The organism is Myxococcus guangdongensis (genome assembly GCF_024198255.1).
GTDB classification, from domain to species: Bacteria; Myxococcota; Myxococcia; order Myxococcales; family Myxococcaceae; genus Myxococcus; species Myxococcus guangdongensis.
The window spans coordinates 553,224-579,234 of the sequence record NZ_JAJVKW010000002.1 but is presented as its reverse complement, the minus strand read 5'-3'; the positions used below and the strand labels follow the sequence as shown (position 1 = coordinate 579,234).

Annotated in this window: 24 protein-coding genes; 14 read left to right on the top strand and 10 right to left on the bottom strand. The window is 69.8% G+C overall.

Features of this window, described 5'->3' with window-relative positions:
- Positions 1-111: 111 nt before the first annotated feature.
- The 3 genes from LXT21_RS07245 to LXT21_RS07235 are packed head-to-tail and all read right to left on the bottom strand — an operon-like array spanning position 112 to position 3,062.
- Complete coding sequence (locus LXT21_RS07245; protein WP_254037769.1) at positions 112-1,221, bottom strand: glycosyltransferase family 4 protein; 1,110 nt, start codon at positions 1,219-1,221, stop codon at positions 112-114.
- A 26-nt stretch (positions 1,222-1,247) separates the two neighbouring features.
- A complete protein-coding gene (locus LXT21_RS07240) occupies positions 1,248-2,390 on the bottom strand; it encodes a glycosyltransferase family protein (RefSeq protein ID WP_254037345.1) in 1,143 nt (380 codons plus the stop codon).
- Between the two features lie 3 nt (positions 2,391-2,393).
- Positions 2,394-3,062 carry a class I SAM-dependent methyltransferase gene (locus LXT21_RS07235; RefSeq protein WP_254037344.1) on the bottom strand — a complete coding sequence of 223 codons (669 nt, stop codon included), beginning with the start codon at positions 3,060-3,062 and terminating at the stop codon, positions 2,394-2,396.
- A gap of 246 nt (positions 3,063-3,308) precedes the next feature.
- Here LXT21_RS07235 and LXT21_RS07230 point away from each other — a divergent pair, with 246 nt between their 5' ends.
- The 7 genes from LXT21_RS07230 to LXT21_RS07205 all read left to right on the top strand — a co-directional run bounded on the left by LXT21_RS07230 (position 3,309) and on the right by LXT21_RS07205 (position 8,962).
- The gene (locus LXT21_RS07230; protein ID WP_254037343.1) at positions 3,309-4,826 is read left to right on the top strand and encodes an oligosaccharide flippase family protein; all 1,518 of its coding nucleotides are present in this window, start codon (positions 3,309-3,311) and stop codon (positions 4,824-4,826) included.
- A gap of 17 nt (positions 4,827-4,843) precedes the next feature.
- On the top strand, positions 4,844-5,794 hold the full coding sequence (locus tag LXT21_RS07225) for a glycosyltransferase family 2 protein (RefSeq protein ID WP_254037342.1): 951 nt from the start codon (positions 4,844-4,846) through the stop codon (positions 5,792-5,794).
- Positions 5,795-5,798: 4 nt separating this feature from the next.
- Entirely contained in the window at positions 5,799-6,716 is a 918-nt protein-coding gene (locus LXT21_RS07220) for a glycosyltransferase family 2 protein (protein ID WP_254037341.1), read from the top strand.
- 132 nt (positions 6,717-6,848) lie between these two features.
- Positions 6,849-7,877 (top strand): ROK family protein, encoded by a 1,029-nt coding sequence (locus LXT21_RS07215; RefSeq protein ID WP_254037340.1) that lies wholly within the window; start codon positions 6,849-6,851, stop codon positions 7,875-7,877.
- Positions 7,878-8,154: 277 nt separating this feature from the next.
- The gene (locus tag LXT21_RS44765; RefSeq protein WP_256571362.1) at positions 8,155-8,277 is read left to right on the top strand and encodes a hypothetical protein; all 123 of its coding nucleotides are present in this window, start codon (positions 8,155-8,157) and stop codon (positions 8,275-8,277) included.
- A 44-nt stretch (positions 8,278-8,321) separates the two neighbouring features.
- Entirely contained in the window at positions 8,322-8,591 is a 270-nt protein-coding gene (locus tag LXT21_RS07210; protein ID WP_254037339.1) for a hypothetical protein, read from the top strand.
- 5 nt (positions 8,592-8,596) lie between these two features.
- Positions 8,597-8,962, top strand: coding sequence for a hypothetical protein (locus LXT21_RS07205; RefSeq protein WP_254037338.1), 366 nt, complete (start codon positions 8,597-8,599; stop codon positions 8,960-8,962).
- Between the two features lie 94 nt (positions 8,963-9,056).
- Here LXT21_RS07205 and LXT21_RS07200 read toward each other — a convergent pair whose 3' ends face one another.
- From LXT21_RS07200 to LXT21_RS07185, 4 genes are all read right to left on the bottom strand, one after another.
- Positions 9,057-10,019 (bottom strand): glycosyltransferase, encoded by a 963-nt coding sequence (locus tag LXT21_RS07200; RefSeq protein WP_254037337.1) that lies wholly within the window; start codon positions 10,017-10,019, stop codon positions 9,057-9,059.
- Positions 10,020-10,297: 278 nt separating this feature from the next.
- Positions 10,298-11,359: an acyltransferase family protein gene (locus LXT21_RS07195; protein WP_254037336.1), complete on the bottom strand. Its 1,062-nt coding sequence runs from the start codon at positions 11,357-11,359 to the stop codon at positions 10,298-10,300.
- 13 nt (positions 11,360-11,372) lie between these two features.
- The gene (locus LXT21_RS07190) at positions 11,373-12,335 is read right to left on the bottom strand and encodes a glycosyltransferase (RefSeq protein WP_254037335.1); all 963 of its coding nucleotides are present in this window, start codon (positions 12,333-12,335) and stop codon (positions 11,373-11,375) included.
- Positions 12,332-13,429: an acyltransferase family protein gene (locus tag LXT21_RS07185; protein ID WP_254037334.1), complete on the bottom strand. Its 1,098-nt coding sequence runs from the start codon at positions 13,427-13,429 to the stop codon at positions 12,332-12,334. The genes LXT21_RS07190 and LXT21_RS07185 overlap by 4 nt, the downstream gene beginning before the upstream one ends.
- A 315-nt stretch (positions 13,430-13,744) precedes the next feature.
- Here LXT21_RS07185 and LXT21_RS07180 point away from each other — a divergent pair, with 315 nt between their 5' ends.
- The 5 genes from LXT21_RS07180 to LXT21_RS07160 all read left to right on the top strand — a co-directional run bounded on the left by LXT21_RS07180 (position 13,745) and on the right by LXT21_RS07160 (position 19,940).
- Positions 13,745-15,229: an MraY family glycosyltransferase gene (locus LXT21_RS07180; protein ID WP_254037333.1), complete on the top strand. Its 1,485-nt coding sequence runs from the start codon at positions 13,745-13,747 to the stop codon at positions 15,227-15,229.
- Entirely contained in the window at positions 15,226-16,263 is a 1,038-nt protein-coding gene (locus LXT21_RS07175; RefSeq protein ID WP_254037332.1) for a nucleotidyltransferase domain-containing protein, read from the top strand. Before LXT21_RS07180 ends, LXT21_RS07175 begins: the two co-directional genes overlap by 4 nt.
- Before the next feature lie 118 nt (positions 16,264-16,381).
- Positions 16,382-17,353 carry a nucleotidyltransferase family protein gene (locus LXT21_RS07170; RefSeq protein ID WP_254037331.1) on the top strand — a complete coding sequence of 324 codons (972 nt, stop codon included), beginning with the start codon at positions 16,382-16,384 and terminating at the stop codon, positions 17,351-17,353.
- A 101-nt stretch (positions 17,354-17,454) separates the two neighbouring features.
- Complete coding sequence (locus LXT21_RS07165) at positions 17,455-18,753, top strand: UDP-glucose dehydrogenase family protein (protein ID WP_254037330.1); 1,299 nt, start codon at positions 17,455-17,457, stop codon at positions 18,751-18,753.
- Positions 18,750-19,940: an acyltransferase family protein gene (locus tag LXT21_RS07160; protein ID WP_254037329.1), complete on the top strand. Its 1,191-nt coding sequence runs from the start codon at positions 18,750-18,752 to the stop codon at positions 19,938-19,940. Before LXT21_RS07165 ends, LXT21_RS07160 begins: the two co-directional genes overlap by 4 nt.
- Positions 19,941-19,946: 6 nt before the next feature.
- Here LXT21_RS07160 and LXT21_RS07155 read toward each other — a convergent pair whose 3' ends face one another.
- Positions 19,947-20,237 (bottom strand): hypothetical protein, encoded by a 291-nt coding sequence (locus tag LXT21_RS07155; protein WP_254037328.1) that lies wholly within the window; start codon positions 20,235-20,237, stop codon positions 19,947-19,949.
- A gap of 185 nt (positions 20,238-20,422) precedes the next feature.
- Here LXT21_RS07155 and LXT21_RS07150 point away from each other — a divergent pair, with 185 nt between their 5' ends.
- The gene (locus LXT21_RS07150; RefSeq protein ID WP_254037327.1) at positions 20,423-23,023 is read left to right on the top strand and encodes an O-antigen ligase family protein; all 2,601 of its coding nucleotides are present in this window, start codon (positions 20,423-20,425) and stop codon (positions 23,021-23,023) included.
- A 7-nt stretch (positions 23,024-23,030) separates the two neighbouring features.
- Here the strand turns inward: LXT21_RS07150 and LXT21_RS07145 are convergent, their stop codons facing one another.
- Both LXT21_RS07145 and astB read right to left on the bottom strand, forming a co-directional pair.
- Positions 23,031-23,570, bottom strand: a complete 540-nt coding sequence (locus LXT21_RS07145) for an aminoacyl-tRNA deacylase (RefSeq protein WP_254037326.1) — start codon at positions 23,568-23,570, stop codon at positions 23,031-23,033.
- Between the two features lie 128 nt (positions 23,571-23,698).
- Positions 23,699-25,021 carry an N-succinylarginine dihydrolase gene (astB, locus tag LXT21_RS07140; protein WP_254037325.1) on the bottom strand — a complete coding sequence of 441 codons (1,323 nt, stop codon included), beginning with the start codon at positions 25,019-25,021 and terminating at the stop codon, positions 23,699-23,701.
- A 5-nt stretch (positions 25,022-25,026) separates the two neighbouring features.
- Between astB and LXT21_RS07135 the strand changes: the two genes are divergently transcribed.
- Entirely contained in the window at positions 25,027-26,001 is a 975-nt protein-coding gene (locus tag LXT21_RS07135) for a lysophospholipid acyltransferase family protein (protein WP_254037324.1), read from the top strand.
- The last annotated feature ends 10 nt before the right edge of the window (positions 26,002-26,011 follow it).

Here is a 26,011-nt window from a genome sequence, read left to right as displayed (position 1 = left end):
CACTGGCTCCGTGACGTTGGTGCTGATGTCCTCCGTGGCGGCGCGGAGATGTGTCGAGCAAGCGCCGATGCGCCGCTTCCTCGTGGCGCTGGTACTGAGAGGTGTGTCTGCTCAGCGCAGGAGGCGTTGATACGCGTCGAGGAGGGTTCGCCCGTGAGCCGTCCACGTGAAGCGCGCCGCGCGGGCGAGGCGGGCTTCGAGCGGGGGCGGCGACAATTTGCCGGAGAGCAGCGCGTCGACGGTCTCCGTCCACGCGGCGATGTCTCCGATGGGGCAATAGGAGCAGGTCTCCGCGCCCACTTCGCGCAGCACGGGCAAATCACTCGCCACCACGGGGACGCCGCAGGCGAGGGCCTCGATGAGTGGCAGACCGAAGCCCTCGGCTTCGCTCGTGATGAGCACGGCCTTGGCATGTCGGTACAGGCCCGCGAGCGTGGCGCGAGGCTGGAATGGCGGCTGCACGAGCGCATCGCGGAGCCCCAGCCGCGCGACCTGCTCTCGCTGCGACGCATTCAGTGCGCCACCTTGCTGAACGAGCCGCAGGTCCGGATGCCGTGCACGCAGCGCGGCGAACACCTCGAAGAGGACGTCCAATCGCTTGCGCGGAATCGCGCTGCCGACGTGCAACAGATAGGGCCGTCCACCGAGGGGCGCGAGCACCTGTTCGCTCTGGTCGCCAGGGACGGGCTCAGGTCTGTACTCGGGCGAGGTCCCGAGCGGAGCCCAGACCAGGCGCGCGGGGTCGACGAGTCCGTGGGCGAGAAGCTCGTCACGAACGGCCTGTGAGTTGTGGAAGACGATGGCAGCGCGCTCGAGCCCACGGAGTTGTGCCCGCGCCAGGAGTCGGAACCACGCGGGCCGCTGCTCACGGTGTGGCTCCACGATGGAGCGGAACGCATCCAGGTCGTGACAATAGACACCCGTGCGCGAAGCCGGGAGTGCGTGGACGAGCTGCGCATAGCTGTGGTCCACGACATGGAAGGCGTCGAACCAGGGCCGCGAGAGCAGCGCCCGGGCCGGGTAGAGCCCGAAGCGGGTCAGCAGCCGATCGACATTGAACGCGACATTCCGCGCGCCCACGCCTGGCACCCGCCGCGCCACGGAAGGAATGGGCGGACGAAGCGCATGCGCGGAGACCTCGGAAGGGTGTGCAGCGAGTTCCTCCAGGAGTGCTTCGCCCACCAGGTCCATGCTGTGCCAACCCTCCTCACGAGGGTCCATCAGCACCGCGAGCTCGAGCGACGTTGTCACGAGCGACTCCCGATATCGGAGAGGAGGGTCTCCACGGTGTGCTCCAGCGCGAAGCGCTCCCGATACAGCCCGGCCGCGCGCTCACCGAGTGCCGCATGTTCCTCCGGCTGAGCGAGGAGCCGCTCGGCAACTTCAATCATCGCACTCGGGCTCGTGTCTCCCGCGAGGGCGACGGCGCGCGACTCATGCCAGAGGGGCTCCGTCAGGTGCCCCGTCTGCGTGACGAGCGCACGGCCCAGCGCCAGTCCCGCCATGGTGGACGTGCGTCGGGTGCTGACTCCATCCGGATAGGGCTGAATCAGCACCTCCATCGCGGCCAGATGCGCCGCGAGCTCCAGGGGCGCGAGGTCCTCGCGTGCGACGATTCGCGTGGCAAGTCCGGGATGCTGCTCACCCAGCTCGCGCGCGACGCTCCGACTGCCTCGACCCAACAGCAGGAACCGCCGCCGCTCGTCCGCGCGCAGCAGTGACACGAGCACTGTCTCGAGCGGCCCTCGAATCGCGGACCCATAAGTCCCGAAGTGGCCCAACCAGAGACCCGCGCCCAGTTCCTCGCGGACCACGCGCACGAGCTCCTCGGGCACCTCCGTGGGCAGCGTGCTGGGAACCGGCCTCCATTCCGCGCGTCCACGAAGCCCGGAGGGCAGATGGTCCGCCCAGGTGGGAATGGAGACGAACACACGTCCCGTGTCCCGAGCCACCAGCCGCGCCATCACGCGGGTGACGCCGGCGAGCACCTGATGGCGCACGGGCGAACCGAGACTCCACGGGTAGACGATCTCGTGGAAGAACACCCACCGCTCGTCCCGCACCCGCGAGGAGAACCAGGCGCAGAACGGCACGTTCATCGCCTTCATCCCGAAGGCATGCGGCACGTACTGGAGCAGCAACCGTCGAGGCCCGGGACACCGGTCCAGCTCACGCGTCAACCGAACCAATCCCGGCGGCGTGAAGAGCGCGGGGATGCGGTGGACCGTGACGCCCTGCTCGTCGATCGTGCCCGCATCACCAGGAGCCCAGACGTGGACCCGCTGACCTCGGAGCGCGAGCCCTTGAGCGACGAGGGCCGTGTAGTCACTGACGCCGCCGGGCTGGGGCGGATACTCACCCGTGAGCAGGTGCCACGTGCGGGCCTCCACGGCTCAGGAGGCCTCCATGTCGCGGACGGCGAAGAGCTGGAAGGCGAGCTGGGGGACGCGCGTCGCCAGCGGCTCGGTGAGGATGGACAGGCGGCTGCCCAGTCGCGCGGGCCGGATGCGCGGCAGCGCGAAGTCTCCGCGCAGGGGCTTCAAGCCGCTCATGCCGGTGACACGGTATCCGCGCAGCTCGAAGTCATAGACCTCCCAGCCCGAGCGGTGCACCTGGTGCACGTTGTTGTCCCACTCGTCCTGCGGGAGGAAGCCGTTGGGTGTGAAGATGACGACGCGCTTGCGCGCGAGCGACTCCATCATCTCCAGCAGTCGATAGCCCTCGGGCTTGTCGAAGTGCTCGATGACGTCCAGCGCGACGACCGCGTCGAAGCTCTTGGGCGCGAAGTGCTGTCCCACCTGGAGCAGGTCCAGCTGGTGGTACTCCTGATGGATGCCCGCGGCGCGGCTGCGCTCGATGCTCGCCGAGTAGCCATCGACGCCCACGGTGCGCGAGAACTCGCGGGAGATGTGCTTCAGGGGAGAACCCGAACCACAGCCGATATCGAGCACGCTGTCGCAGGTGCCCACGAGCGTCTCTCGCAGCGTGCGGTGGAACACCTCGTGCTCGGCGACGAGGACCTCGCGCTTGAGGAACTGGAAGAGGGATGGGCTCGGTGACATGGCGGGCGGACCGTAGCCTCGCGGCTTCCTGGGTGGCAACCACGAGTGCGGCACCCTGGCGACCGAGCGGGCCCTGGTCCTCTGGTGACCCACGCGGCACACAAGTGCAGGCCCGCGCGTGTCGCTTGTGAGGGGAGAGGGGCCTCGCTACCATCGAACCCTCATTCGAGCCTCGAGCGCGGGTGGGCGCCGTCCACGTGGGCCGGCCTTCTCCCCGCGGCCCGGAAGCAGACAGCCCCCTTTGCGATGAATGCGACCGCGGCACCCCAGGTGGACACCGGCGAGGTCAAGGCCCGTGCCCTGAAGGGCATGATTGTCCTCGTGCTGCGCACCGTGGCCTCGCAAGGGCTGCGGGTCATCAGCGCCCTGGTGCTCTCCCGGCTGCTGTTCCCCGCGGACTACGGCCTGTTCGGCATCGTGGCCTACGCGAGCTCGCTGGGCGTGTTCCTGGGCGACCTGGGCCTGAGCGCCGCGCTGGTGCGTCAGTCGCACGAGCCCACCCAGGATGAGACCTTCACCATCTTCTGGAGCCACCAGGCCCTCACCGCCGTCATCGTGGCCGCGGTGTGCGCGATGGCGCCGGTGCTCACCGAGGGCTACGCGCTGGGTGCGGAAGCCGTGCCGATGGTGTGGGCCATGGCGCTGGGGTTGTTCCTGTCCTCGCTGCGCGTGATTCCGTTGATGGCGCTGGAGCGGAAGCTCGCGTTTCCGCTCATCGCGCGCGCGGAGTTGGTGGAGAACGTGGCGCAGGTGGCCGGCACCCTGGCCCTGGCGGCGGCGGGGATGGGGGCCTGGGCCTTGGTGGTGGGCTCGCTCATCCGAGGCGCGGTGGGGCTCGTCTGCATCGCTTGGGCGTCCCCGTGGCGTCCGCGAGGGATGTTCCGGTGGGAGGTGCTGAGGCGGCTGGTGGGCTTCGGGCTGGCTTTCCAACTCCCGCCGTTGGTGGCGGCGCTGGTCGCGGGCTGGGTGCCCCTGGTGGTGGGGCAGGTGCTCGGCAAGGACGTGGTGGGGTTGGTGAACTGGGCCTGGGCGCTGGCCTCCACGCCGATGATGTTGAGCGTGGTCCTCAACCGCGTGGCCTTCCCCGCGTACTGCCGGATGCAGGATGACCCGAGCGGGTTCGCGGAGTATCTGAAGACGTCGCTCCGGCGGTTGTCCGCGGCGCTGTTGCTGACGTTGCCGGTGGCGGTGCTGGGGATGCCGGTGCTGGTGCCGCTGTTCTTCGGTCAGCGCTGGATTGCCGCGGTGCCGCTGGTGCAGTGGTTCACGCTGGAGTGTCTGCTCATCACGCTCACGGGGCTGTTGGCCACGGCGCAGAACGCGGGCGGTCGGCCGTGGGAGCGCTTCGCGGTGGTGGTGGGCGTGGGCGTGGCGAAGTGGGGGCTCGGCACCTGGGCCATCCATCGCTGGGGGCTGGAGGGAATCGGACCGGTGGGCCTGATGGTGTCGGCGCTGGAGGTCGGGGTGACGGCGTGGCGGGTGTCGCACCTGAACCCTGGGCTGCGAGGGCTGATGTGGCAGGTGGTGGAGCCGCTGGTCTCGGTGGGGCTCCTGTTGGCGGTGGCGGCGCTGATAGCGCTGAGGCTGGTCCCCGAGGGGGATTGGGCGCGGTGGGGCGTGGGCGGTGTGTCGTTCCTGTTGCTCGTCCTCGCGCGGGAGTGGCTCCCGGGGCTGCGCTCCATGGTGGGCGAGGTGCGGGACATCATCGAGTTCGTCCGGGCGCGACGCGCGACCCGGTCCGCGCCGGCGAGCCCGGCGTCATGAAGGACGTGAGGCATTCGATGTCGAAGCCCGACTTGATCATCTCCATCGTCAATCACAGCAACCCGGAGCTGCTGCACGACTGCCTGCGGACGCTGTACGCGACGACGCGCGATTGCACCTTCGAGGTGTGGGTGGTGGACAACGCCACGGACGGCCGGGGCGTGGAGGCGATGCGGCGCGACTTCCCGCAGGTGCGCTGGCTCTTCAACACCGCGCGCAAGGGCTTCTCCGCCAATCACAACCAGGTGCTGCGGCAGGCGTCGGGCCGCTACTTCTGCATCTTCAATGACGACACCATCGTGCACGAGGGGGCGTTCGACTCGCTCGTGCGGTTCATGGATGAGAACCCGCGGGTGGGGATGGCGGGCGCGCGGCTGTTGAACGCGGATGGCACCATCCAGAACTGCACCTTCCGGCCGATGTCGTTGTCGGGGCAGCTGTTCGATTTGGTGTTCCTGCCGCGTCCGTTGCACTTCCTGAAGCGCAAGGACATCGACCCGGCGCAGTACGGGCACGAGGAGGCCCGGGTGAACTGGGTGCTCGGCGCGTGCATCGTGGTGCGCGAGGAGACGTTGGCGGAGGTGGGGCTGCTCGACGAGGCGATGTCGCCCCTGGGGAACACGGAGGACACGGACTGGTGTGTCCGGGCGTGGAAGGCGGGCTGGGAGGTGGCCTTCTGTCCGGAGGCGGTGATTACCCACCTGACCAGCCGCTCGTTCCGTCCCTCGGCCACGGGGCCGGACAAGGTGCGCGTGGAGCTGTGGCGCACGCGGGTGGCGTACTTCCGCAAGCACCATGGTCGGATGCGCGAGTGGATGCTGCGCGCCATCCTGGTGGGGACGCTGCCGTACAACTCGCTGGTGCTGACGCAGACGTTGCTGCGAGGGCGCATGGAGTTGACGGAGTATCGGCGGCAGCTCGCCACGTTCCTGCGCATCTCCGAGATGGGGCTGCGGACGCGGGTCTGACGACATGCCCTTCTTCTCTGTCGTCATCCCCACGTACAACCGGGCGCGGCTGTTGGAGCGGACGCTGGTCTCGGTGTTCGCGCAGGAGGAGCGGAACTTCGAGGTGCTCGTCGTGGACGACGGCTCCACGGACGACACGCTGGAGGTCCTGGCGCGGCTGGGCGAGCAGGTGAGGGTGCTTCAGCAGTCCAACGCGGGGCCCGGGGTCGCGCGCAACCGGGGCATCGAGGCGGCCCGGGGCGAGTACGTGGTGTTCCTGGACAGTGATGACCTGTGGTTCCCGTGGACGCTGTCCTCGTACCGAAAGGTGATCGAGGAGCAAGGAAAGCCGACGGTGGTGATGGGCACGTCGGTGACCTTCCGAGACGAGTCGGAGCTGGCGCGGGTGGGCCGTGAGCCCGTGCGCGCGTCACCGTTCGCGGACTATCTCGCGAGCGCCTTGGACCGGACGCCGCGCACGGCCTGTGTGCTGGCGGTGCGGACGGAGGCGCTGCGGAGGGTGGAGGGCTTCACGCCGCTGCGCATCGTCGCGGAGGACTACGACCTGCTGTTCCGGTTGGGGACGGAGCGGGGCTTCGCGTGGGTGCGCTCGCCGGTGATGGTGGGTTATCGCCAGCACCACGGCTCCGAGTCGACGATGCTGGAGTCGGCCCATCAGGGCATGGCGTACCAGTTGATGCAGGAGCGGCTGGGTCGCTATCCCGGAGGCCCTGAGCGCAGGCGCGAGCGACTGGAGATGTTGCTGTACGCCACGCGGCACGTGTCACACGTGATGGTGGACCACCACCGGATGGACCTCGCGATGGATTTGTATTGGCGAGGGTTGCCGTTCCATCGGGAGGTGCCCCGGTGGCGCTATCTGTTGGGGTTTTTGCCCAAGGTGGCGTTGAGGCGGCTGAAGCACCTCGTCCGGCGTCGTTGAGCCCGGCCGAGCGGCCAGGGCCTTGCCCGTCTCGAGTGTTTCCACAGCAGGCGGCCATCCGGGCTGCCGAGCGGAGCGAGGTCTGCGCATCTTCCGAGGGACGTTTGTGTGGCCCTTGCGCGGAGGCTGGACATGGAACGGGTCCGCTCGAAGAGGACGGTGACGTCTCGCAGGTCGCGAGCCCCGCGACGCGGGAAGGTGTGGGGAGGCATCGACCTGGGCGGGACGAAGATCGAAGCCGTGGTCATCGATGGGCACGGCAAGCCGATAGGGCACGCGAGGCATCCGACGCCCACGCAGGGCGAGCCGGCCGACGTGGTGCGCGAGATGTACGGCGCGCTGGAGGAGGCGGTGCGGACGGCGGGGCTGCGGCTGACACGGCTGGGAGGCGTCGGCGTGGGGGCGCCTGGGGCGGTGGACGCGAACGCGGGGACGCTGGCGCGGGTGAGCAACGTGGGGCGTGGATGGACGGCTCCGTTCCCGCTGGCGGGGAGCCTGTCCGAGCTGACCCGTGGTCCCGTGGTGCTGGGCAACGATGTCCAGGTGGCGGTGGCAGCGGAGTATCGGCTGGGGGCGGGGCGTCCCTATCGCTCGGTGCTGGGGGTGTGGTGGGGCACCGGGGTGGGTGGAGGGCTGGTGTTGGATGGCGTGCCCTGGCGAGGCCGTGGGGCGGCCGGAGAGATTGGCCACATGGTGGTGAAGCCCGGCGGGGCGCGATGTGGCTGTGGCCGGCGAGGCTGCATGGAGGCCTACGCGGGGCGCGGAAACATGGAGCGCGAGGCGCGCAAGGCTGAGGAGAAGGGCGAGAAGACGCAGCTGTTCGAGTTGATGCGCAAGAAGCGGCGCACGCGGCTGACGAGCAGCATCTGGAAGAAGGCGCTGGAGGAGGAGGACGTGCTGGCCACGAAGCTCATCGAGCGGGCGGTGCACATGCTGGGCGTCGGACTCGCGTCAGCCATCAACCTGCTGGATGTGGAGGCCGTCATCCTGGGCGGCGGGTTGGGCTCACGTCTGGGCGTCGAGTACGCCGGGCGGATTCATGAGGCCATGAGCCCGCATGTCTTCATGACGGAGCGACAGCCCCCGGTGCTGGTCGCGGAGTTGGGTGAGCTGTCGGGCGCGATTGGCGCGGCGCTGCTGGTCGAGCCTGACGTGACGTAGTGTGTGCCCACTCGATTTTGAGTCGAGCGACACGGGCCAGACGAGAGCGCCGCCGATGTGGACACGGCTCCGCCTTGGTGGGCAGGATCACGTCGCGTGGACAGGCCGCGTGAATGCGCGACGTGAGGGGACCGTGTACAGCAAGGACATCTTCTCGACGGTCGCTTTTTCAGGCAGGGCTCTGCTTGGTCTGGTGGGACTTCTGGGAGGGCGCTTGTTATCCGGGGCGGCCGTCATGGGGTGATTGCCCGAGGGACGGCGGGAGTGGGGGGAGTGCATGCTCCTGCTCGGGGGCGTGAAGTCTCGCCGCATCCAGTGGCTGAGCTTCGCGTGGTTCTTCGGGAGCGCGTTCATCATCGCGGTGATGCTCTACGGCAAGCGGACGTACGGTTGGCCGTGAGGGTCGATTCCGCAGACGCGTGAGGGGAAATGGATGCCAGAACCTTGATGATCTTCCTTGCGTTCTCGAGCGGGATTGCAATCGGGCTGACGGGGCTCGTGGGAATGCGTGTCCTGGCCGCCGTCTCCATCACGGGGCATTGGCCGCGGAAACGCAGCGACTGGATGGAGTATCTGGTTTTCGTGACGGGCCCGGTTCGTCGTCCGCGCTTCCAGATCTACTCGATGCCTTGGTTTTGGGGCTGTGGGGTCATTTCGATTGTTTTCACCCTGGGCGTGATGCTGTTCGGACGATGGTTGCAGGGTGACCTCTAGTGGGGATGCGCCGGATTGGCGGCTGTCTGGTTGTGTTGTCGAGTGTTGTCGCCTGCGGTGTGGTGTTGTCGAATCGGGTGCTGCTGGATGGAATCAGTGGGTCCCTTCTTGCCTGGGGGATGGGCGAGGATACGGTCTACTCACCGAAGTATTCGGACAGGGGTTTTCGAGCTGTTTCTCCAAGTATGTCTGAAGAAGAGGTTCGAGCCCTGTTAGGCGAACCCATGGACATCAAGGAGCTATCCACGGGAAGCGGAGTCGGCTGGTCGTTCTCGAGAAGTGCCTCGAAGAACAACTACCGGATCCGGACCATCCGCTTTGGATCGGATGGTCGGGTCTTCGCCAAGACGGCTGATTTCTGGATGGATTGAGACGGTGCTGGGGGCGTAAGGCCACGGGGAGGCATCCCATGCTCGCGAGATAGACGACCCGATACGCGCCCATGGTGATGGGCAGGAGCGTCAATCAGCGCGACTCGTGCAACTGCGCATACGGGCCCTGCACCTGTGCCCAGCGGCTCGCCAGCACGAACAACACCTCTCGAACCGAGTCCCCCCGGAGCGCCAGCGCGGGACTCGCGAGTCCCGCCCCGACCAGGCTCACGCACTTCCTCAGCCGGGAGAGCGCTCCCATGCGGCGCCCCAGGTAGCGCGCCTCGAGCGTCCTCTCGCTGCGCACCACGCCCATGATGAGGCGGATGAAGTAGCGCGTCTCGAAGCGGGTGCTTGGGATGACATGCCACACCTTCAGCGTGGGCCCGTAGATGCGCCGGTGGCCCGCCTTGCCGAGCAGATATCCCAGCTCGATGTCCTCCCCACTCACCATCCGCTTCCCCAGCCGGCCCGGCATGAGCCGCTCGGGCGTTCGCCAGGGGACCGCATCGAGAACGGCCGAGCGTCGCATCCACAATCCCGCGCCAATCGTCGGCGCGAGCGTCGCCTCTGCACCGAAATCAATGAGCGCATCCCCCATCCGGTGGTTGATGGCCAGCAGGTGCTCGCGCCGCGAGATGCTCGGCGGTGGTGGCGTCTCGTACCGAGGATAGATGCGTGACACCACCATGCCGACGCCCGCGTCCTCGAAGTGCGCCAGCCCGTCGGCGATGAAGTTCGGCTCGGGGAGGTTGTCGTCATCCAGGAAGCAGATGATCTCTCGCCGCGCGCTATGGATTCCGCACAGGCGCGCGAAGAGCAACCCTTGGCGTGACTCGAGGACCACGCGCACGTCCACGCCTCGGCGACGCAGCTCCGCGACGGACGCGCTCTCTTCCACCACGCGCGCCGTGCCGTCCGACGAGTTGTTGTCCACCACCACCACTTCGAAGCCTCCGCTCGGCGCCTGCTGCGCGACCAGGGCATGCAACGGCGCCTCCACGCGCCGGGCTCCGTTGAACGTGGGGATGACCACCGTGACGCCAGGTGCGCTCATCGACGCGCCTCGGTCGTCGAGCCTCTGCTCGCACCAGACCTCGCGAAGTCGACCCTCGGCACCCGGAGCGCTCTGGATGGGGACACACGGCTCGTGGGGAGGGCTCCTGGGCGAGCCATCTTTCGCGCGGGGATTGATCATGGCTCTCTGGGACGCGGACCCCTCCGATTCTCGAGCGCCATTCCTAATCACTCAGGCGGTGCTGGCGCCAGTGTGGATACCCCTGCGTTCGCGCAGGCAGTCCCACGACGAGGAGACGGCTTCTCGCGGTTCCCTGTTTACGAGAACGTGGGCGCGGGGTGGGGCTGTCTGCCGCCGATGAACCGCGCCTTCGCTTCGACGAGCCGCCAGGACAGGACGGCGAGCACGAGCGTGGGGAGGAACGCCAGGGCCGCGTTCCACCACCACGGGTTGTTGCCGCCCATCAGTGCCGCGACGACTTGCTGCATGGGAAAAGCGTAGATGTAGAGCCCGTACGAGAAGTCACCGTAGCGCCCGAAGCTCGCGAGTCGGCTCGGAAGGAACGCGAGGTAGACCACCAGGTACGCGCCACAAGAGCCCATGGCGATGGACAGGCCCTTGCCCAGCAGCGACGTGGCCACGAGCACGAGCACACAGCCCGCGGCAATCCACGGACTCATCCTCACGCGCTCGCGCCAGAGGTAGATCACCAGCCCGCCTCCGAAGGCGAGCCCCAGGTTCGGCCAGAAGCCCAGCCGCCCGATGTGCAGCAGCGACACCCCCGCCGTGACACACCACCCGACCAGCGCTAGCTCCTTGCGCAACAATCCCGTGACGCCCAGGCCCAGCACGAGCAGGTAGAAGCCCACCTCGTACTTCAGCGTCCACAGCGAGCCGTTGACGGCTGCCGGGTACACGTTCCCCTCGAACACCCCGGGCAACGTCCATTGCGGCTCGACCAGGGTGAGGTTGCGAAGGATGAACGTGTACGTGTCCCGCGACGAGAAGTACTCCGCCAGCGGGAACGTGGTGAACACGGCGCCGAGCACGAAGGCGGTCAGCAGCAGCGACACCGCGAGCCCGGGGAAGATTCGCAACGTGCGCGCCAGGAGGAAGCCTCGGGCGTCGGGTCTGCGCTCCCAGCTCCGGGTGATGAGCACGCCGCTGATGACCAGGAACACCGCCACGCAGACCAGCCCGAGCGAGAGCTGCCCACGCGTGAAGTCCATCAGGGGCTCGGTGGAGTTCGCGAGGCCCTCGCCCAACGGGAATGCATGGCTGACGATGACGCCCGTGGCCGCCGCGAAGCGGAGGAAGTCCAGGTTGTTCCCCCGGCCTTCCAGACACTCACCCAAGGTGCGACGTGGTGGGGACGCCATGGTGAGGGCTCGTTCAACGTGACTGATGCAGGTGGGGATAGGGGCCCAGCGCTTGTGCCCAGCGGCTCGCGAGCACGAACAACACCTCGCGCACGGGGTCTCCCCGGAGCGCCAGCACGGGGCTCGCGAGCCCCGCTCCCACCAGTCGTGCCCAGTTCTTCAGCCGGGACAGCGCACCCATGCGTCGCCCGAGATAGCGCGCCTCCAGGGTCTTCTCGCTGCGCACCACGCCGACGATGAGCCGCAGGAAGTACCGCGTCTCGAACCGGGAGGGCGGGATGAGGTGCCACACCTTCAACGCGGGAGCGTAGATGCGCCGGTGTCCTGCCTTGCCGACCAGGAACCCCAGCTCGATGTCTCCTCCGCTCAGGAGTCGGTTGCCCAGCCTATCCGGCATGAGTTGCTCGGGTGTCTGCCAGGGAACCGCACCCAGGAAGGCCGTGCGGCGCAGCCACAGCCCGGCCCCAATCGTGGGGGCGATTGTGGCCCCCGCTCCGAAGTCGATGACCGCATCCCCCAGCCGGTGATTGATGGCGAGCAGGTGCTCCCTCCGGGAGATGCTGGGCGGAGGCGGTGTCTCGTAGCGAGGGTACAGCCGTGAGACCACCACGCCGACACTGGCATCCGCGAAGTGCGCCAGTCCATCGACGATGAAGTTCGGCTCCGGGACGTTGTCATCATCCAGGAAGCAGATGATGTCCCGCTGCGCGCTCAGGATTCCGCACAGTCGCGCGAAGAGCAGCCCCTGCCGCGCCTCGTGCACGACGCGGACCTCCACGCCACGACGGCGCAGCCCCGCGACAGCCGCGCTCTCCTTCACCACGCGCGCCGTGTCGTCCTTCGAGTTGTTGTCCACCACGACCACGTCGAAGCAGTCGCTCGTCGCGGTCTGCTCGAGCAGTGCTCGCAGAGGGGCTTCCACTCGGCGAGCGCCGTTGTAGGTGGGGATGACCAGCGTGACGCCGGGTTGACTCATGGCGCCGGAACTCCCTGGGGCACCGCGCCTCGCGAGAGCATCCAGTCCCTCAGCTTGAGGCAGGGTTTCTCCACCGCGACGTAGGTCACCCACGAAACGCCCAACGTCAGCGCGAGGTACGCCAGGAGGTCCAGCCCCCACGCGCCCAGGCGGAGGTCCAGTCGCTCCACCCCTCGCAGCACGAGCCCGTGCCAGAGATACGCGCCATAGGACAACAGCGCGACCTGGTACACGGCCCAGCGCGGGGCGCGAGGGAGCTGGAGCGACTCGATGCCCACGAGCACCCCGCCGAAGCCCACCGCCAGCCCGGCGAAGAGCCAGAGGTGGTTCGTCGTCGTCACGATGGCGCCGTGGTGCCCCACCGTAGCCGCCAGCACGCCCACGCCCGCGAGCCCACACAGCATCCGTCCGCGCGGCGACCAGCTCCGCCACGTGGGCGCGGTCTTCGCCAGGAACACGCCGATGCCCAGCCCGTCCAGGTGCATCTCGGTGGACCACGGCGCGAGCGTGTCCAGGCTCGACAGGGTGACGTCCGCCGGCAGGCCGCGCGAGAAGAGCCAGCGCGCCGAGACGCTCAACGCCACCGAGCCCAGCCACGCCCACGCGGGCCAGCGACGCCCCCCCAGGGCGAACGCGAGCAGCGGCAGCACCAGGTAGAAGTGCTCCTCCACGCACAGGGACCAGCTCTGCACGAAGTCGCGCGGGTGCCCGAAGTTCTGGAGGAACAGCGCGTAGTGCCAGCCGCCTCCAACGAACGGCGTGCCCACCGTCCACGGCTTGAGCGCGTAGAGCGCGAGCACCACGAAGTACAGCGGCAGCGTGCGCATCCAGCGCTTCAGCCAGAAGGTGCGCAGCTGCGCGCCCAACGTGGGCCCTTCCTCCGTGGCGAAGACCTGCCGACCCACGAGGTAACCCGAGAGCACGAAGAACAGGTCCACGCCCATCCACCCGTGCGCGAACGCGAAGCGCACCGCGTACGGCACGGCGTCATGCACCGCCGCGGGCGCATGGAACACCAGCACGCCGAGGATGGCGAAGGCCCGCAGCACATCCAGCCCATCCATGCGCCGCGGGGACGCGAGCTCGCCACTCAACGGGGTGCTCCCGACGGCGGCGGTCCGTGGGCTTCTCGACGAAGGGATGTCCTGGGAGGCATGTGGATGGCTGGCGCATTGTGTCCCCCGACGCGAGGGCGTCAACAGCGGACGACGAAGGGCCTGACAGCAGGGCCGGCCTCTCGCATTCTCCTCCGACGAGGAATCGGTTCCGTTCGAGGTCAACAATGACACGTCACAGCCCGCATGGTTGCTCGGCGAGGGACGACTCAGGCGACATCGCGGTGTCGCACAACGACATTCATTGACGCGCCGTGACGCTCACCGTCAGCATGACGAAGGCGGCCCATCTCGATGATCACCTTCTTCGTTGCCTTCCTCGTTTCGCTGATGGTCGCCCTGGGGCTCACGTACGTCGTGCGCAATCAGGCGCTGGCGTGGGGGTGGCTCGACCAGGCCAATTCCAGTCGCAAGGTCCACGTGCGGCCCATTCCCCGGCTCGGGGGAATCGGCATCGTCGCGGGCTTCTTCGCGCCCCTGTGCGCGCTGTTCCTGGTGGACTCGGGCGTCGGGCACAACTTCCGCTCCCACACGGAACTGGTGATGGGCTTGTTCGTCGGCGGTGGCGTCATCGCCGCGCTCGGGCTCTACGACGATTTGCGCGGCGCGAACGCGCGGCTGAAGTTCAGCGTGCAGTTCGCGGTGGCGCTCGGCCTGTATGCGCTGGGCTTCCGCATCGAGGTCATCGCCAATCCCTTCGGCCCCGAGCTGAGCTTGGGCGCGCTGAGCCTGCCCTTCACCGTGCTGTGGATGGTGGGCGTAGTCAACGCGCTCAACCTCATCGACGGGCTAGATGGGCTCGCGGGCGGCGTGGCGTTCTTCGGCGTGAGCACCAACTTCATCCTCGCGCTGTCGCGAGGCGACGTGCTGCTGTGCCTGCTGATGGCGGCGCTCGCGGGGGCCATCCTCGGGTTCCTCGTCTTCAACTTCAACCCGGCCTCCATCTTCATGGGGGACACGGGCAGCATGTTCCTGGGCTTCGTGCTCGCGGCCGTCTCCATCAAGACGAGCACCAAGAGCGGCACCGCGGTGGCCATGCTCGTGCCCATCATGGCGCTGGGCCTGCCCATCATGGACACGCTGCTCGCGGTGATTCGCCGCTCGCTGTTGGGCCGGCCCCTGTTCAGCGCGGACAAGGAGCACATCCACCACCGCGTGATGAGCCGCATGGTGCTCAGCCACCGCTCCACCGTGCTGGTGCTGTATGCCCTGTGTGGCCTGTTCATGCTCACCGCGCTGGGCCTGAACTTCGCCAACAGCGCGCAGAGCGCCCTCTTGCTGTGCGGCATGGGCGTGGTCATCGCGGTGATGATGCGCAAGCTGGGCTACCTGGACCTGGGACGCGCCGGGGACATGCAGCAGCTTCGTCAGCGAAACCTCCGGCTGCGCTCGGTGGTGAAGCAGGTCATCGGCTCGGTGCGTGAGACCCGCTCGCCGCAGGAGGTCTGGAGCGCCGTGCGCCCGCTGGCGGACGTGCTGGGCGTGTCGCGCCAGGAGCTGCGCTTCCAGCAGGCCCACGACGAGCTCGTGGAGGGCATCGTCTTCGAGACCGAGCGCGCCGCGGGGCTGTCCCTGCCCTTCGAGCGGAGGCTCGAGGTGAAGGATGAGGACCAGGTGCTCGGCTCGCTGCTGCTCGTCTGGCGCGACGGCCGCGACGCCATCGACCGGGACGAGGAGCTGGCGCTGGAGCTGGTGGCGGACGCCATCGCGGAGCGCGCCGTGAAGTTCCTGGCCGTCGCGGACGCCGAACCCGGGCGCGTCATCGCGCTGCGCCGATGACGCCCCGCCCAGGCCCGAGCCCCCTCGTCGGGCTGCTGCGCGCCTGGCCCGAGCCCCCCGAGGTTCGCGCGCCCTTGGGCACCGACGCGGACACCTTCGTGCGCAGCGCCGTCCGTCATGGGCTGGCCGGGCTCGTGGCCCACGCGGTGGGACAGGCGGGGTGGCAGCTCCCCTCGGAGTCGAGCGCGCTGCTGCGTCGGGAGTCCCTCGCTGGCGCGGCCCGCTCGCTGCAGGTCAAGGCGCTGTTACTCAAGAGCCTGGAGGCGCTGTCCCGCGAGGGAATCACGCCGGTGTCCCTCAAGGGCTACGGCCTGGCGCTGAGGCTGTACCCGGACCCGCTCCAGCGCGCCACGCGCGACGTGGACCTGCTCGTGTCCCGCGCCGAGGTGGCGACGGCGGTGCACCAGCTCTCCAGCCTGGGGCTGACGGTGCGCCCGTCGCGCGATGGGCGCCACGCGGACGTGGACTCGCACCACCTGGAGCTGGAGGGCAAGGCGGGGCTGGTGGAGCTGCACTTCCGCGCGCTCGCGGGCTGGGGCAGGGCGCTCGAGGGCGACGCGCTGCTGGCGCGCGCGGTGGAGGGGACGGTGGATGGCCAGCGGGTGCGGTGGCTCCGCCCCGAGGACGAGGCTGTCTACCTGGCCCTCCACGCCAGCCACCACCTGCTGCAGCGCCTGGCGTGGCTGTTCGACCTGAAGCTCCTGGCGGCGCGGGGGCTGGACTGGGACCGCGTCATCGAGGGGGCTCGGGACACGGGGCTGCCCCAGCTCGTCTTCCACGGCTGGGAGGTGGCGAGGCGGCTGTTGGGGGCGCCGGTGCCGGAGGACGTCCTCGCCGCGCTTGCGCCCGCGGGGTGGCGCAGGCGCCTGGGGCGGCGGTTCTTCTCCGAGCCGCGGCTGGTGGCGACCGAGCTGGTGCACAGCCGGCCGCGCTGGATGGCGGCGAAGCTGCTCCTGTCGCCCGAGCCCGTGGCGATGGTCCGCTATGCGCTGCGGCGCCTGGACACCCTGCTGCGCGGCCCGCCCGACAGGTGAGCGGGTGGGGGCTCGCCCTGGGGGGCGGGCGGGATGTCCGCTGTCCACCAGGGCCTCGTCCCGACGGGCGCAGGCAGTGATTGCAGGGCATGCGGTGGGCCCGTTAAAGGGGGCCACCATGCCGCTCAGCCTGCTCGACACCTTCCGCGTCCTCGCCTCGTTCGACCCACCGCGAGGTGCCCTCAAGGGCGCGCCCTGGGAGGAGTACGTGGACTGGGCCATCGCCCAGGGCCTGGCGCCGCTGGCGGCCTACAACCTGGAGTACCGCCTGGGCGCCACCGCCGCGCCCGAGTGGGCTCGCGACAGGCTGCTCTCCGTCTACCAGGGCTCCGTCAACGACAACGTGATGAAGCTCGTCAACTTCAAGCAGGTCGTCGACGAGCTGGAGGGGCGCAAGCTGGTCCTCATGGGCTCGGCCGCCTTCGCCGAGGCGCTCTATCCGCACATCGGCTTCCGCCCCGTGCTCGAGCTTCAGCTGCTCATGCGCCGCATGGACGTGGACGGCTTCGCCGGCTTCCTCTCCAACCACGAGTTCAAGCCGGAGGCCGACACCTCCCACAGCGGGGCCACCAAGGTCGTCACCGACGGCCGCACCGCCATCCACCTCTACTCCGACATCCTGGGGCCCCAGCGCCGCGAGCAGGCCGCCGGCATCATCGAGCGCGCCAAACCGATGAAGGTCTACGGCCCGTCCATGTACCGGGCCGACCTGGAGGATTCGGTCCTCCTGGTCTGCCTGGAGCACGCGCGTCAGGGGTACGACGTACCCTGGCTGTCCTTCATCGACCTTCGCGAACTCGTCACGGGCGCGAAGTGGATGGGCGGGGTCTACTCGCGGCCGTTGGACGTGCCCGCGCTGCTCGCCCGGGCCGCCGACTGGCGCCTGGAGCGCGCCCTGTACACGTCGCTGTCCATCATCGCCCGCCTCTTCCCGGAGGCCGCGGCCGACGCCACCGCCGCGCTGCCGCCCCTGCGCCGCGCCACCCGTGAGCTCCTGGACCGCACGGTGGTGGGTCCAGTCAGCACCCCCGGCCGGACCTCGGCTCTCAGGGGCTTGGAAAGAGTGCGTCGCCTGCTCACCGGGCAGTGAGCCCGCCCGGTTGCTGAACTGGCCCTGGGACGGGCTTCCTTTCCGAGCGCGTCCCGGCGTATGAGTTCTGGTCAAGACACCTCCCCACTGGGACTCCTTCAATGCGTATTGCCATCATCGGAACGGGCTACGTCGGCCTCGTCGCGGGCACCTGCTTCGCGGACTCGGGCAACGACGTCACGTGCGTGGACATCGACGAGCGGAAGATCCGGATGCTCCAGGCGGGCGAGGTGCCCATCTACGAGCCCGGGCTCGAGGAGCTCATCAAGAAGAACGTGCGCGAGAAGCGCCTGTTCTTCACGCGCGACCTGCCGGAGGCCGTCTCCAACGCGCACGTGGTGTTCATCGCGGTGGGCACGCCCGAGGGTGAGAGCGGCGACGCCGACCTCCAGTACGTGCTGGCCGCCGCCGAGCAGATCGGCAAGGCGATGAAGCAGTACACGGTGGTGGTGGACAAGAGCACCGTGCCGGTGGGCACCGCGGACAAGGTGCGCGAGGCCATCCGCAAGGTGACGAGCGTGGAGTTCGACGTCGTCTCCAACCCGGAGTTCCTCAAGGAGGGCGCCGCGCTGGACGACTTCCTCAAGCCGGACCGCGTCGTCATCGGCGTGGACTCCGAGCGCGGCCGCAAGGTGATGGGCGAGCTGTACGCGCCCTTCGTGCGCACCGAGAACCCGGTGCTCTTCATGGACACGCGCTCGGCGGAGCTGACCAAGTACGCCGCCAACGCGATGCTCGCCACGCGCATCTCCTTCATGAACGACATCTCCGCGCTCTGTGAGAAGGTGGGCGCGGACGTGGACTTCGTGCGCAAGGGCCTGGGCTCCGACAAGCGCATCGGCTACCCGTTCCTGTTCCCGGGCGTGGGCTACGGCGGCTCGTGCTTCCCCAAGGACGTGAAGGCGCTGGGCGCCACCGCGCGCGAGTTCGGCCTGGAGCTGGACCTGCTGCGCGCCGTGGAGCGCACCAACGAGCGGCAGAAGAAGCTCCTGGTGAACAAGGCGACCAAGCACTTCGGCTCGCTGGAGGGCAAGAAGTTCGGCGTGTGGGGTCTGGCCTTCAAGCCGAAGACGGACGACATGCGCGAGGCTCCGTCCATCGAGGTCATCGAGGGCCTCATCGGCAAGGGCGCCACGGTGGTGGCGCACGACCCGGTGGCCACGCACACGGCCAAGCGCGTCTTCGGTGACCGCATCCGCTATGCCAGCGTGCCCTACGAGGCGCTGGAGGGCGTGGACGCGCTCTTTGTCGTCACGGAGTGGAACGAGTTCCGCCACCCGGACTTCGAGCGCATGAAGTCGCTGATGAAGTCGCCGGTCATCTTCGACGGCCGCAACGTGTTCGACCCCGTGCGCATGCGCGAGCTGGGCTTCACGTACTTCGGCATCGGCCGGCGGTGAGCCGGGGCGGTTCACTCGATGCACTGACGGGGCTGCGCTTCTTCGCGGCCCTGCACGTCGTGCTGTTCCACTTCGCGCGTCCGGCCCTGGCGCCGGCGCCCGAGTGGCTGCAGGACCTGGTGGGCGCGGGCTTCTCGGCCGTGGGCGTGTTCTTCGTCCTGTCCGGCTTCGTGCTCGCCTGGAACTACCTGGACGCGGACGGGCGCATGGAGACGGGCACGCGCGCCTTCCTCGCCGCCCGCGTGGCCCGCGTCTATCCCGTCTATCTGCTGACCTTCCTGTTGTCCGCGCCGCCCACCATGCTCGCCTCGTTCGCGAGCAACGCGTGGCACGTGGCCGCCGTGAAGCTCGTGGTGGCGGCGGTGGCGACGCTGGCGCTGGTGCAGGCGTGGGTGCCGCTGCTCGCGCTGTACTGGAACCCGCCGGGCTGGTCCGTGGCGGTGGAGGCGTTCTTCTACGCGCTGTTCCCCCGGCTCGCGCGCGGGCTGTCGCGGCTGAGGCCCTCGCTGTTGCCGGTGGCGCTGGCCGCGACGTGGGTGCTGGGGCTGGTGCCGCCGGTGCTCTACCTCGCGCTGCGGCCCGATGGGCTGGACACCGTGGACGCGCATTCGTGGGGCACGTGGCTGGCGGTGCTCAAGTTCGCGCCGCTCTCGCGCCTGCCGGAGTTCCTCTTCGGCGTGCTGCTGGGCTGGTGCTTCGTGCGCGAGCGCCAGTCGGGTGCGGCGAAGGGCTCGGGCGCGGTGCTGGCGGCGCTGGGCGCGGCGCTGCTGGTGGCGGCGGGCGCGGCGGGCGCGCGGATTCCGTACGTGCTGATGCACAACGCGCTGCTGGCGCCCGCGTCGGGGCTGCTGGTGTACGGACTGGCGCGGGGTGGGGGCTTGTTGGGCCGGGTGCTGTCACGCCCGTGGGTGGTGCACCTGGGCTCGGCGAGCTACGCGCTGTACCTGCTGCAGTACCCCGCGGGCGAGGCGGCGATGAAGCTCGAGCGCGTGCTGTCGCCGTGGGTGGACCTCAACACGCCGTGGGGCTGGCTGGGCTCGGTGCTGCTGCTGGCGCTGCCCGCGTCCGTGCTGGTGCACCGCTACGTGGAGACGCCGATGCGCTCGCGGGTGCGAAAGGCGCTGCAGCCGTGGGTGGATGCGGACGGTGCATCCACGCGCGCGCGGCCGGTGGCGCCGGGGGCCTGAGGGCCCTCAGTCGATGCCACCCTCGCGGGCGATGCCGCACTCGCGCTTGCCTTCGGGGGTCTCGATCTTCTTGCAGTCGCAGCCGGCGAGCTTCGTCTCGCAGACGGCCTCCTGCTCGGGCGTGGGCTCCACCCGGTTCTCCTCGCGCGAGGCGTTCTGGAGACAGATTTCCTTCTCCACCGAGTTGATGGAGCAGTCGCACAGCTTCTCGGACAGCTCGCGGCAGGGCCCCTTGCAGCCGGCGAGGCCGGACAGGGTGGCGCAGAGGAGGGCGGTGGCGAGCAGGAAGCGGCGCATGGGTGCGGGCGAAGATGCCAGAAGGTCTTCGGGATGCAAGCCCACTCGGGGGCCGGAGGGGTTTTCAACGCCGGACAGGGAGGGAGGGGCTCCGCGCCTGCCGGCCCTGTCAGCCGCCGAGCAGGATGTGCGGGCCGGAAAGCAGAGGGTTCCGGAGCCCATGCCATACTCGACGCGCACCCCGAATGGCCCCCTCGCAACGCAGCAGCTCCCGGTACACCCGGCTCGCCGAAGTGGCCCTGGCCACGCTCGTCGTCGTGTGTCCGCTGGCGCTCGGCGGAGCGGCCAGGTGGGTGCTCGTCCCGCTGGGCCTCCTCTCCGGCGCGGCCGCGCTGCTGGCGTGTATTGGCGCGCGGCGACACGGGCACTCGTTGCGCTTCCCCCTCGTGGCCGTGCCCCTGGCCGCCGGCGCGGTGCTGTGCGTGGCGCAGCTCGTCCCCTTGCCGTCTGGTGTGCTGGGGCTGGTGAGCCCGGAGGCCGCGGCGCTGCGGGAGTTCGCGCTGGAGCCCCTGGGCCTCGGCGGTGCGCGGCCCGTGTCGTTGGACCCGCCGGCCACGTGGCGTGAGCTGTCGAAGCACCTGGCGTACCTGTTCGTCTTCCTCGCCACGGTCCAGGTGTCGCGCTCGAAGGACAGCCGTCGCAGGCTGCTCGCGGTGGTGACCTTCACGGGCGCGGCGGTGACGCTGGTGGGGTTGGGCCACGCGCTCATGGGCGTGACGTCGCTGTTCGGACTGCGCTCCTGGGTGCATGCGCATCCGACGCTGGTGACGTTCTTCGGCAACCCCAACCACCTGGCGGGCTTCCTCGGCCTGGGGGCGTCGGTGGGCGTGGGGCTGGCGCTCACGATGCGTCCTCCCATGAAGGCGCTGCCGTATGCGCTGGCGGCGGGCGCGTGTGGGCTGGGCGTGGTGCTGACGCTGTCCCGAGGCGGCATCGTGTTCTTCGTCCTCGGTCAGGGCCTGCTCGCGCTGTGGCTGATGCGAAGGCGCCGCGAGGAGCGACGCGGCGTCACATCCGCGCGCAGCTTCGTCCCGGTGCTGGGGCTCCTGGCGGTGCTGGCCGTGGGCGCGTATGCGGTGGCGGAGCCGCTCTGGGCCGAGGCCCGCTCGGCGGACAGCCTGGAGAAGCTGGGGCAGTCCAAGGTGTCGCTGTGGCCGATGATGGCGAAGGCGGCCTCGTCCTTCCCAGCGCTGGGCATGGGACGCGGCGCGTTCGAGGCGGCCTTCCCGCGCTACCAGTCCGAGCTCAACCCCAACACGCTCACGCATCCGGAGAACGTCGTGCTCCAGCTGGTGGCGGAGCTGGGGCTGCCGGGATTGCTGCTGCTGGTCCTGGCCGTCTGGGGCTTCGCGCGGCTGGCGCGACGCGAGGGGCTGGACGCCCTGGAGGTGTCCGCGCTCGCGGGCGTGGCCGCGCTGGCCCTGCACAACCTCTTCGACTTCAGCCTGGAGCTGCCGGCCTGCGCCGTGGCGGCGCTGGTGGTGCTGGGCACGGTGGCGCGTCCTCGCGAGCGTGACACCCTGGATGCGTGGGCGCTGCCTTCGTCCGGGTTGTCGCTGGCGGCCTGTGGTGCGCTGATGGCGTTGGCTTTGGTGGCCTTGCTGCCTGGCGCCTCGCGGCTCGCGGAGGTGGAGACCGAGCTGGCGGAGTTGGTCCGCGCGCGAGCGCCGGTGGAGACGGTGCATGCCCGGGGGCTCGAGCTCATCGACCGGCACCCAGCGGATTACCTGCTGTATCGACTGGTGGCCTCCGCGCACGCGGCGCGCGGTGGAGAGGGCGCGAGCGAGACGCTGGCCTTCGTGAATCGCGCGCTGTACCTGGCGCCACTGGACGCGGTGTCGCACCGGGTCGCGGCGCATGCGCTGCTGGCGATGGGGCATCGCTCACAGGCCTTCCTGGAGTACCGGCTGGCGTACGAGGCGGGCGAGAAGGGCGCGCTCGTGGGCGACGCGGTCCGCCGGGCGCGGACGGTGGAGGACCTGGTGGCGATGACGCCGGACTCCCCCGACATCGCCGGCGCGCTGCTGGACGCGCTGTCCTGGCACTTGAATCGTCCGGAGCTCGCGCTGGCCTATGGCGCCTGGGCGCGAGAGCACTTCGAGGGTCGCCCTGGCGTCACGGCGCTGTGGGCGCGCGAGACGCGGTTGCGGCTGTCGCGAAAGGAGCTGCCCGAAGCGGAGGCGGCCTGCGTGCAGGTCGAGCGTCGAGCGCCGGGGGAGCGAGACACCGTGCTCCTGCGCGCCGAGGTGCTCCGGGGGCGAGGGGAGAGCGAGGCCGCGCTGCGGGACATCGAGGTCCTGCGCTCACGTCACCCCGAGGACCTGGAACTGGCCCTCATCCTGGCCTCCTGGCAGATGGACGCGGGCCTGACGCGGCGGGCGCGCCAGACACTTCAATCGGTGGGCGGTCTCGTCACGGACTACCGTCAGCGGGCGCGCCTGCTGTCGATGGAGGCGGATGGCCTGGAGCGCGAGGGGCTCCTGTCGCGCGCGGTGGACCGGCGGCAGACGGTGGCCCGGCTCCTGCCGAGCGCGGAGGCCCACTTCGCGGTGGCGCGGCTGCAGGAGTCGCTCAAGCGCTACGACGCGGCGGCTCGCTCGGTGAGCGAGGGCCTGGCGCTGTTGCCTCCCGACGCCCGTGAGGCCGCGCGCGCCTGGATGACGCGGCTGGAGTCCGCCGAGCGTGCTCGCGTGGACTCGCGTCGCAAGGAGCTCCTGAGCGACCCGCGAGCGCAGGAGCTGGAGCACCTGCTGGGAGAATCGCGCGAGCCGCTCGTGGAGCCCTGAGCCCTCCTCACGCCGGAATCGGCGCGTCCTGCTCCATCATGAGCGGCGGGATGATGGTGACGGCCGAGGCCGCGGGCTGCAGCCGCTCGTGGATGAACGAGGCGACGAGCGGCCACTCCAGCGTGGCGAAGTCCTGGAAGCGCATCTCCAGGGCCTCCTCGTGCGAGCCCGCGCGGAAGAGCAGGTGCTCGGTGAGGCTCAGCGTTTCGTCCACCGCCACGGGCAGGCCGTACAGCTCGCCGAAGGGCGGCTCCGCCCCGGTCTCGCAGTCCGGGAAGTGGTCGGCGAACTCCCGCTCGGTGGCGAGCCGGGCGGTGCGCACGCCGAGCAGCTCCCGCACGCGCTCCAGGTCCACGGTGCCCGCCGCGGGGACGACGAAAATCCAGGGCTGACGGTCCGCCATCACGATGACGGACTTGGCGACGCGCCAGCCGGAGACATGAAGCGCCTCCGCCAGCTCCTGGGCGCTGACCGCCCTGGGATGCCAGTAGCGCTCGTAGAGGACTCGGTTACGCCGCAGATAGTATTGGATGGAAGCCGGAATCACGGGACGCCACCTCCTTGAACGAAAGGTGTGTCACCGCGACGGTTGGGGCCACGGCACTCCTCGTCCCTCGGGACGGAGCCTCGGGGGCGAGGGCTCGGCGTCCCGTCACTGGGGCAGGCGGGCAGGCGTCACTGCTGGAAGTCGTAGACGCTGCCGAGCTTCAGGAGGCGCGTCAGCTCGTCCAGCGCCGTCATCGTCTCGCGCGCGAGCAGCGGGTCCTGCAGGTCCTTGGGGCGCAGCACGTCGCGGTAGTGGCGGCGCACCCAGGCGGCCAGGGATTCGTGCAGGGCGGGCGTGTAGAAGACGTCCGCGTGGATGGCGCGGCGCTCGGTGTCCGTCAGCCACACGCGCTGGCGCAGGCAGGCGGGCCCGCCGCCGTTGTTCATGGACTGGCGCACGTCCAGGTAGTGCACCGCCTTCACCGGCGTGTCCTCGGCCACCACGCGCTCGAGGAAGCCGCGGGCCGCGGGCGTCTCGCGGCTCTCGATGGGGGCGACGATGGCCATCGTCCCATCCGGCAGCGTCAGCACCTGCGAGTTGAAGGGGTACGCCTTCACCGCGTCCTTGGGCGGCAGCTCCGCGCTGCTGGCCACCACCGCGCGGAAGTCCGGACCCAGCTTCTCGCGCAGCACCTGAAGCAGCCCTGGGTGGTCCACGAAGGCCAGCTCGTGCAGCATGAGGAAGCGCTCGTTGCCCACCGCGAGCACGTCCGTGTGGAAGGCCCCCGCGTCGATGCCCTCGGGGTTCTGCTGCGGGAAGAGCACCGAGCGCGCATCCAACTGGTGCAGCCTCGCGAGGGCCTGGCTCGCCTCCAGCGTCTGCCGCGCGGGGAAGCGCTTGGGGCCCGCCACGTCCTGCCACGCGCTGCGGCCCCAGGCGAGCAGGTGCACGCCCGCGTGCCCCGGGGTGGCCAGGCGTGTGTGGTTGGCCGCGCCCTCGTCCGCGAAGTGACTGCCGGGCGGCAGCGGCGCGTGCACCGCGAAGTGCTTCTCGTCGGCGAAGATGGCGCGCAGCACCGCGTGCGTGGTGTCCGCCTCGAGCGCGCGATGGAACATCTGCGACAGGTTGGCGGGCGTCAGGTGCACCCGTCCATCCGCCGTGTCCGTGCTCGGCGCCACCGTGGCCGCGTTGGCGGTCCACATGGAGGAGGCGCTGGACGTCAGCCGCAGCAGGTGCTCGGCCTCGCGCGCGGCGCGGGTGATGACCTCCTCGTCGGTGCCGGTGAAGCCCAGGGTCCTCAGGGCGCGCAGCGAGGGGCGCGGCTGGGGCGGCAGCACCGCCTGGCCGACCCCCAGGCCAGAGACGAAGCGCATCTTCTCCAGGCCCTGGAGCGCGGCCTCCCGGGGATGGCTCGACTCTCCGACGTGACTCTGTGACGCCAGGTTGCCGGGCGACAGACCCGCGTAGTTGTGGGTAGGACCGACGAGTCCGTCGAAGTTGTATTCGCGCATGGGATATGGAGCGACGTGTGGAGCGTCCACCCTTAGCAAAGCGCCTGAAACGTTTCCTCCGGTACCTGCTCATCCGGACGGTCCTGTTGTGCCTTCAACCCCTCCCCCTGGGGTGGGCCCGGGCCCTGGGCTCCCGTCTGGGTGGGTGGGCCTACGCCATCGCGGGCGGTGAGCGCCGCAAGGCCCTGAAGTCCCTGGCCACCGCGTTTCCGGAGAAGTCCGACGCGGAGCGGCAGGCGCTGGCCCGCGCGTCCTTCCGTCACCTGGGCGCGGCGGCGCTGGAGGTGGCCTGCACGGGCGCGCTGGACCGGGGGCTGGAGTCGCTGGTGGCGTGGCCGGAGGCGGACCGGGCGGTGCTGGACGCGGCGCTGGCGAAGGGCAAGGGTGTGGTCTTCATCTCAGGGCATGTGGGCAACTGGGAGCTGCTCGCCCGGCGGGTGGCGCGCGCGGGCTACCCCAGCCAGAGCATCGCGAAGGAGACCACGGACCCGCGCCTGACGAAGCTGGTGGAGCGGTTCCGGGAGCGGGGTGGGGTGCGCAGCATCTGGCGGGGCCAGGACGGCGCGGCGCGGGCCATGCTGCGCGCGCTCAGGGCCGGTGAAATCCTGGGGCTGCTCATCGACCAGGACACCAAGGTGCAGTCGCTCTTCGTGCCCTTCTTCGGGCAGCTGGCGGCCACGCCCCGCGCCGCGGCGGACCTGGCCGTGCGCACGGGCGCGGCGGTGGTGACGGGCTTCTGCCACCGCGTGGAGGGTGGCGGCTACCGGCTGGTGATGGAGGATGTGCCCCTCCCCGAGGGCGAGGACCGGGAGGCCGCGGCGCTGGCGCTCACCGCCGCCCTGTCCGCGCGAATCGAGGCGGCCATCCGGCGCACCCCCGAGCAGTGGGTGTGGATGCATCAGCGCTGGAAGACGCGGCCCCCCGTCGAGGCCTCCCCCCAGGCCCTGCTCGCCGGGGCGGCGCCGGCCACCGCCCGGTGATAGAAGGCAC

Coding starts and splice junctions, on each gene's coding strand:
- LXT21_RS07245 (WP_254037769.1), bottom strand. CDS start 1,221: ATGGACCCTCGTGAGGAGGGTTGGCACAGCATGGACCTGGTGGGCGAA.
- LXT21_RS07235 (WP_254037344.1), bottom strand. CDS start 3,062: ATGTCACCGAGCCCATCCCTCTTCCAGTTCCTCAAGCGCGAGGTCCTC.
- LXT21_RS07230 (WP_254037343.1), top strand. CDS start 3,309: ATGAATGCGACCGCGGCACCCCAGGTGGACACCGGCGAGGTCAAGGCC.
- LXT21_RS07225 (WP_254037342.1), top strand. CDS start 4,844: ATGTCGAAGCCCGACTTGATCATCTCCATCGTCAATCACAGCAACCCG.
- LXT21_RS07220 (WP_254037341.1), top strand. CDS start 5,799: ATGCCCTTCTTCTCTGTCGTCATCCCCACGTACAACCGGGCGCGGCTG.
- LXT21_RS07215 (WP_254037340.1), top strand. CDS start 6,849: ATGGAACGGGTCCGCTCGAAGAGGACGGTGACGTCTCGCAGGTCGCGA.
- LXT21_RS44765 (WP_256571362.1), top strand. CDS start 8,155: ATGCTCCTGCTCGGGGGCGTGAAGTCTCGCCGCATCCAGTGGCTGAGC.
- LXT21_RS07205 (WP_254037338.1), top strand. CDS start 8,597: ATGCGCCGGATTGGCGGCTGTCTGGTTGTGTTGTCGAGTGTTGTCGCC.
- LXT21_RS07200 (WP_254037337.1), bottom strand. CDS start 10,019: ATGAGCGCACCTGGCGTCACGGTGGTCATCCCCACGTTCAACGGAGCC.
- LXT21_RS07195 (WP_254037336.1), bottom strand. CDS start 11,359: ATGGCGTCCCCACCACGTCGCACCTTGGGTGAGTGTCTGGAAGGCCGG.
- LXT21_RS07190 (WP_254037335.1), bottom strand. CDS start 12,335: ATGAGTCAACCCGGCGTCACGCTGGTCATCCCCACCTACAACGGCGCT.
- LXT21_RS07180 (WP_254037333.1), top strand. CDS start 13,745: ATGATCACCTTCTTCGTTGCCTTCCTCGTTTCGCTGATGGTCGCCCTG.
- LXT21_RS07175 (WP_254037332.1), top strand. CDS start 15,226: ATGACGCCCCGCCCAGGCCCGAGCCCCCTCGTCGGGCTGCTGCGCGCC.
- LXT21_RS07170 (WP_254037331.1), top strand. CDS start 16,382: ATGCCGCTCAGCCTGCTCGACACCTTCCGCGTCCTCGCCTCGTTCGAC.
- LXT21_RS07165 (WP_254037330.1), top strand. CDS start 17,455: ATGCGTATTGCCATCATCGGAACGGGCTACGTCGGCCTCGTCGCGGGC.
- LXT21_RS07155 (WP_254037328.1), bottom strand. CDS start 20,237: ATGCGCCGCTTCCTGCTCGCCACCGCCCTCCTCTGCGCCACCCTGTCC.
- LXT21_RS07150 (WP_254037327.1), top strand. CDS start 20,423: ATGGCCCCCTCGCAACGCAGCAGCTCCCGGTACACCCGGCTCGCCGAA.
- astB (WP_254037325.1), bottom strand. CDS start 25,021: ATGCGCGAATACAACTTCGACGGACTCGTCGGTCCTACCCACAACTAC.
- LXT21_RS07135 (WP_254037324.1), top strand. CDS start 25,027: ATGGAGCGACGTGTGGAGCGTCCACCCTTAGCAAAGCGCCTGAAACGT.